This is a genomic window from Blautia sp. CAG:237 (genome assembly GCF_000436615.1).
GTDB lineage: Bacteria > Bacillota > Clostridia > Lachnospirales > Lachnospiraceae > Blautia_A > Blautia_A intestinihominis.
In genome coordinates, this window is record NZ_FR886712.1 from 121,033 (window position 1) to 127,773 (window position 6,741).

General features: G+C 43.5%; 8 protein-coding genes and 1 pseudogene. All 9 read right to left on the reverse strand.

Annotated elements, in window-relative coordinates; translation table 11 throughout:
• Positions 1 to 16 precede the first annotated feature (16 nt).
• Complete coding sequence (locus QZL69_RS04970) at positions 17 to 202, reverse strand: cytidine deaminase family protein (protein ID WP_022214124.1); 186 nt, start codon at positions 200 to 202, stop codon at positions 17 to 19.
• Positions 183 to 986 carry a uridine phosphorylase gene (gene udp / locus QZL69_RS04975; RefSeq protein WP_022214125.1) on the reverse strand — a complete coding sequence of 268 codons (804 nt, stop codon included), beginning with the start codon at positions 984 to 986 and terminating at the stop codon, positions 183 to 185. Before udp ends, QZL69_RS04970 begins: the two co-directional genes overlap by 20 nt.
• A gap of 54 nt (positions 987 to 1,040) precedes the next feature.
• Positions 1,041 to 1,982: an ABC transporter permease gene (locus tag QZL69_RS04980; RefSeq protein WP_022214126.1), complete on the reverse strand. Its 942-nt coding sequence runs from the start codon at positions 1,980 to 1,982 to the stop codon at positions 1,041 to 1,043.
• Between the two features lies 1 nt (position 1,983).
• A complete protein-coding gene (locus QZL69_RS04985; RefSeq protein WP_022214127.1) occupies positions 1,984 to 3,105 on the reverse strand; it encodes an ABC transporter permease in 1,122 nt (373 codons plus the stop codon).
• Positions 3,098 to 4,642, reverse strand: coding sequence for an ABC transporter ATP-binding protein (locus QZL69_RS04990; protein WP_022214128.1), 1,545 nt, complete (start codon positions 4,640 to 4,642; stop codon positions 3,098 to 3,100). The genes QZL69_RS04985 and QZL69_RS04990 overlap by 8 nt, the downstream gene beginning before the upstream one ends.
• Positions 4,643 to 4,678: 36 nt before the next feature.
• A complete protein-coding gene (locus QZL69_RS04995; RefSeq protein ID WP_022214129.1) occupies positions 4,679 to 5,860 on the reverse strand; it encodes a BMP family lipoprotein in 1,182 nt (393 codons plus the stop codon).
• 245 nt (positions 5,861 to 6,105) lie between these two features.
• Positions 6,106 to 6,363 (reverse strand): annotated as a pseudogene (locus QZL69_RS05000) (MATE family efflux transporter); the annotation flags it as partial.
• Positions 6,357 to 6,521 (reverse strand): efflux protein MATE family, encoded by a 165-nt coding sequence (locus tag QZL69_RS05005; protein ID WP_022214131.1) that lies wholly within the window; start codon positions 6,519 to 6,521, stop codon positions 6,357 to 6,359. The pseudogene QZL69_RS05000 and the gene QZL69_RS05005, both read right to left, overlap by 7 nt.
• Positions 6,502 to 6,741, reverse strand: a 240-nt coding sequence (locus tag QZL69_RS05010) for a hypothetical protein (protein WP_291518411.1), incomplete at its 5' end; no start/stop codon positions are given. The genes QZL69_RS05010 and QZL69_RS05005, both read right to left, overlap by 20 nt.

A 6,741-nucleotide genomic window follows, 5' to 3' on the forward strand; every position in this document is an offset into this window, starting at 1 on the left:
TTTCTGCCTGTCCGGCTTATGCCTCCCCCAGATTCGCTGGTCCGAATCCAAGCGGAAGATTTTCAATGTTGCATCCGGTATAATACTTACCATTCTTTGCCAGAAGTGCCGCGCCTACATGAAAGTGTGAATATGGTACATAGGAATAATCAAGCTGTCTGATCGCCAGGTCTATCATTTCTTCAATCTGTTTCTTTTCCATTATTTTCCCTCGCCTTGTCTGCACGGATCAGTTCACGGATCGCCTGTACTGCAACCTGGATTGCCTTCTCTGTGTCATGTACTACCGGGTTTTCCAGTCCTAATTTTTCTCTTTCCTGATTTGCAAGTACCAGGAAACAGGAGCCTGCACGTACTCTTAAATGGCTTGCCACTACGAAGAGGGCAGCGGATTCCATCTCAGAAGCAAGGCAGCCGAGGCGTTTCCATGCTTCCCATTTGTTCATCAGTTCATAGCTGACCGGTTTTGTTTCCGGCTCATGCTGTCCATAAAATGCATCTTTACACTGAACTACACCTGTATGGAATTCGCAGCCCTCTTTCTTAGCTCCTTCCACAAGGGCATTAGTCACTTCCAGGTCTGCTACCGCCGGAAATTCGATCGGTGCATACTCTTTGCTGGTTCCCTCCATACGAATAGCACCTGTTGCAATGATAACATCTCCGCTCTTTACTTCTGGCTGCATTCCACCACAGGTTCCGATACGTACAAAAGTATCTGCACCGCAGCGATAAAGTTCTTCCATTGCAATAGAAGCTGACGGTCCGCCGATTCCGGTGGAAGTCACGCTTACCTTTACTCCGTCCAGAGTTCCGGTATAAGTCACATATTCACGATTGTCTGCCACAAAAACCGGATCATCAAAATATTTTGCGATTTTTTCGCAGCGTTTCGGATCTCCCGGTAAAATAACGTAACGTCCGACTTCTCCCTTACCTACCTGGATATGATACTGTTTGCTTGCGTCTTCTGAATAATTTTTCATGTTTTTTTCCTCTCTTTCCGGTAACTATATATCCTGTTTTCATTTCTTTTTGTTTTATCTCTGTCCCTTGTCGTATGGGATTCCTTCTGCCTTTGGTGCCCTTGATTTCTGTGAAATAAAAGCAAGCACGATAAGAGAAATAATGTATGGCAGCATATTATATAAGCTGCTTGGAAGTTTTAATGCTACAAGTGGTGCAAATCCGGTGTACACATTTGACAGTGCGCGGAAAAATCCAAATAACAGTGCTGCCAGTCCAATGTTGACCGGTCTCCACTGACCAAAGATCATAACTGCCAGTGCCAGGAAACCGAATCCTGCTACACCATTTTCAAATTTCCATTCACTTACACCTGCAGTGATGTAGACCAGACCGCCAAGACCGCCAAGTGCACCTGAGATCAGTACACCTGCATAACGCATCTTATAAACAGAGATACCTACGGAATCTGCTGCCTGCGGATGCTCTCCACATGCACATAAACGAAGACCAAACTTTGTCTTATATAATACTACATGTGAGGCAATGATTGCCAGTACAACAAGCAGCATAAACCAATTAAATTCAAAATCTCCGATCTTTACCAGAAATACCTGTTTCGCCTGACGATATACTACGGTAGAAGATACGTTATCTGGATTTTCTGCCACATTGATTGCTCTTACGATAACAACTGCCGCTGCTGTTCCCATTAAGTTCAATGCTGTTCCAACCAGTGTCTGATCTGCATTGAAGTGGATCGCCGCAACTCCAAGGAACAGTGAAAACACCATTCCGACCAGAACACTTGTCAGCACGATCAGGATGAATAAAACGATTCCTGGTGTTGATGCCGGAATAAATTTCATTGCCAGAGCACCACCGAGTGCTCCCATTACCATAATACCTTCCAGACCGATATTAATTACACCGCTGTGCTCAGAAAAACAGCCTCCAAGGGCAACCAGAGCCAGAACGGATGCAAAGATCAATGTGTACTGAACTAATAATGTCATATTATTTCCGGCCTCCTTCCTCTACTTTTGCATTTCTTTCTTCTTTTTTGTCCAGGTAACGGTTAAACCAGATCTTGAAGAAGAATACAAACGCACACAGATAAATAATAAACGCTGAGATCAGATCAGAAATCTGTGTACAGTATGTTGTTGTATCTACATAAGTACCACCGCTGGTAATATGCTGGATAAAATAAGATGCAAAAATTGTTCCGATCGGGTTCAGGCCTCCAAGAAATGCCGCTGCGATCCCATTGAATCCCATCCCCGGCACACTCGTCTGCTGCACCATCCACTGTTCAATTCCGCTTAAGTAGAAGATTCCTGCACCAAAGCCTGCAAGACCTCCGGAGATCATCATAGTAACGATGATATTTCTTTTTTCACGCATACCGCAGTATTTTGCAGCCAGTTTATTGATTCCTGTTGCCTTTAATTCAAAACCGAATTTTGTTTTCTGCAGCACGACCCATACAATGATCGCTACGATAACTGACATCGGTACACCGATCGTCATATATTTATTGTGAAACAGTTCATTTAATCCGGCTGTCGGAAGCATTGCGCTCTTGTTGTAGCTGAATAATAATTTTGTATATGGTGTAGAACCATCCTTTACCTGTGATAATAACATATTAATGCTGTAAAGAGAAATCCAGTTTAGCATAATACAGGAAATTACTTCATTTACATTCAGATATGCCTTTAATGCGCCTGAAATCCCGCCTATAAGAGCAGCCATAACTACTGCTGTTATCAGGCATACATACCACGGCATGTTAAACTTTAATGCCATATACAGGCATCCGCCTGCACCGATCACATACTGGCCTGCAGCACCGATATTGAACAGGCCTACTTTGTAGGCAAATATAACAGATAATGCACACATCAAAAGTGCAGACGCTTTTATCAACGTCGTTCCAAAATATTTCGTCGCCGCTGCGGCATTCGGATAATAGAAAAAGTTTTTCAAGATCGCAGTGATCGCTTTTCCTGCTCCGGCAGGTGAAATGATCAGCAGTACGACAAATCCAATGATAAGACCTATGATAATACAGATCAGAGATGCCAGTACCGTCTGAAATCCATTATTTCTCAGAAGTTTCTGTTTTTTATCCATTTTCTTTTGTCCCCTTTCTCTTCGAACCTGCCATGTATAATCCAAGCTCTTCCACGGATACTTTTTTCGGGTCAAATTCTCCGACGATCTCGCCCTCATACATGACCAGAATGCGGTCTGAGACATTCATGACCTCATCCAGTTCAAGACTTACCAATAATACACCTTTTCCTGCATCACGCTCAGCCACAAGCTGTTTGTGAATGTATTCGATCGCACCGACATCCAATCCTCTGGTCGGCTGTACTGCGATCAGGAATTTCGGATCTTTGTCGATTTCTCTCGCGATGATCGCTTTCTGCTGATTTCCTCCGGACATGGAACGTACTGTTGTGATCGGTCCCTGACCGGAACGGATATCGTACTGTTTGATCAGACGATCCGCATACTTTCTGATTTCTTTTCTCTTCAGGAAACCGAAGCGGTCTGTAAACTGTGGTTCGAAATAACGTTCCAGAACAATGTTGTCTTCCAGTGAATAATCAAGTACCAGGCCATGTTTATGCCTGTCTTCCGGAATATGGCTCATGCCGGAAGTGATACGTTTGCGGATCGGCATATTGGTAATATCCTGACCATTCATTGTGATCGTTCCTTCTTTTAACGGTTCCAGTCCGGACAGACCGTATACCAGTTCTGACTGGCCATTTCCGTCAATTCCTGCTATGCATACGATCTCTCCTCTTCTGACATCAAAAGATACATTATTTACAGCATTATTCTTATGCTGTTTTGATGCAACCGTCATATTTTTTACGCTTAATACAACATCTCCTGTTTTGGCCGGCTTTTTGTCGACAATAAAGTTTACATCTCTTCCAACCATCATTGCGGAAAGTTTTTCCGGAGTAGTATCTTTGATATCTACGGTTCCGATGTATTTTCCTTTTCGAAGAACGCTGCAGCGGTCTGCTACTGCCATGATCTCAGCCAGTTTATGAGTGATAAACAAAATGCTCTTTCCCTCTGCCGCCAGATTTTTCATGATCACCATGAGCTCCTGGATTTCCTGCGGAGTAAGTACTGCTGTCGGCTCATCAAAGATCAGGACTTCATTATCACGATACAGCATTTTCAGGATTTCCGTTCTCTGCTGCATACCCACGGTGATATTTTCGATCTTTGCATCCGGGTCAACGGCAAGTCCGTACTTCTCAGACAGCTCTACTACTTTTTTTCTTGCTTCGTCTTTCTTAAGGAAGCCACCTTTTGTCGTAGTTTCTACTCCAAGCATAATGTTATCCAGTACAGAAAAGCATTCTACTAATTTAAAATGCTGATGGACCATACCAATTCCAAGTTCATTGGCATCATTCGGGTCCTGGATCTCAACTTTTTTACCGTCTTTGTGGATCTCTCCTTCTTCCGGCTGATACAATCCAAACAAAACACTCATCAGCGTTGATTTTCCGGCACCATTTTCTCCAAGCAGTGCATGGATCTCACCTCTTTTTAGCTGAAGTGTAATATTGTCATTCGCTACAATACCCGGAAAGCGTTTTGTTATATTTAACATCTCAATAACATACTCGCTCATTATCTTCCTCCTTTATTTCATCGCTTATTATTCCTGTTATTTAATGCTGCCGTAATCGGTCGCTGTGATCTCTGTTTCCGGAAATGTTGTGCTGTCACTTGAGACTTCATATTCTCCGTTGTACATTCTCTCTACCAGTTTCTGATAATCTTCTTTTGTAAAAGTATCATCCCACTGTGTCGTCTCTTCCGGAAGCTGTACATAGTTTTCAGCCGGGTCCGGTGATTCCATTCCAAGGTTTTCGATCTTTCCTACGTACTCATCCCATTCGTCATTCAGGATCGCATCAAGTACATTGTCAATGGTGACCTGCAGGCCTTTCATCGCAGATGTCACGGTCAGTCCGTCTTTGTACTCATTGATCGTTACTGACTGATCCAGGTCAACACCGATTACTTTTCCACCGGTCTTGACTGCCGCCTCTGCCGCTGAAGTATAGATACCTCCACCACAGGCAAATACAACTTCTACACCTTTTGATCCATACCAGGTATCCATGTAAGCTGTGATATCTGCATCTCCATAGAACTGTCCGCCGCATACATATTCGACCTGCACTTCATCGGTAATTCCAAGTTCTTTTGCCGCTGCGTCCGCGCCCTGTACGTATCCGTATCCATAACGGTTAACCGCCGGAACAGACATTCCTCCGAGGAATCCCAGATGACGGTAGCCAAGCATTACTGCCGCATAACCTGCCATAAATCCAGAAAGCTCTTCCTGATAAGTACAGCAGTATACGTTATCTTCGTTGTAGTAATCGGTCACATTGTAGTGATCCGGATTATAGTCATATCCTTCTCCGATACCTTTTTCGCAGATATCACCGGCACTTACGTCCAGTGCCAGAAATTTAACTTCCGGATAAAGATCCGATTCATCGATCACAGTCGGGGCAAATACGTAGCCGGATAATACGATCACATTCGCGCCATCCGCTACTGCCTGATCCACACTTGCTGTTCTTGCTTCATCGGAGTCACTCTGTGGTTTGTAATAGTTGAATTCAATATCGTTTTCTTTTCCCCATGCCTTACATGCCTCGTAAGTCATCTGATTGAAGCTCTGGTCGGTGATATCACCAGAGTCTGTTACCATTGCTACTTTCATTTTTTGTTCAGAAGCATCAGCCGCATTTTTGTCCTGTGTACTTCCGCATCCTGCCAGCGATCCAGTCATCGCTGCTGCTAATAATATTGCCATTATTTTCCGTTTCATTATGGCGTCTCCCTTCATGTTTTTTTGATTTTGTCATCCGCATTTGTTAGTTCAAAGTATAAGCGGCGTTGGTCCTTTTTTCATAGGACACATGTCTTTTTTTAGAAGTGCTTTCGATATTTCGTTGCTTTTTGATAATTTGCTGCGTTGGTTTTTAGTTATTTTATACAATTGAGGATGCCTGATTTCCACAAAAAAAATCCTTCTGATATAAAATCAAAAGGATTTTTTTAATAAACATTTTCTCAATGTGTCAGGTCCTTCACCCACTTATACTTCCGGAAATGGTGAAGCACCCAGGGCAGTTTGCCGACTTCATCGATGCAGGTACAGGCATAAACGACCACAACCGGCCAGTGGAAGTAATATGTTCCTGCAGCTGCCAGTGGGATTGCGAGGCACCACATACAGACGGCAAGGCTGTACATATCAAATAAGGTATCACCGCCTGCACCAAAGATTCCGTTGATCGTCACGTCATTGACCGCACGCCCGATCATATAAACTGGATCTGCGTCGCCAGCGACACCGCTGACATATAGTTCTGATCCATTCCGCCAAGCATAAATGCATCTGCAACAGCAACCAGTGCCAGCATCAGATTCTGCAGCACGATCGGCAGCATCAGCCCCCATAATTTGCTATAGAATATTTTCTTCATACGCAATCCTTTTATCTTTTACTTCTTCAATGATATCATCCAAAAGTACAGGCTTCATTTCATGTGCGTCTAAACACACACAATACATATAAGGGTGTTCTTTATAAAAGTGTTCTTTCTGGTGAGTATGACCATATAAATTAATAAGAGCGGTTCTTACAGGTTTGAGCCTCTCATGGGCAAGTGAACTACTCGGCAACAAGTTACCAGAGCATCTGAA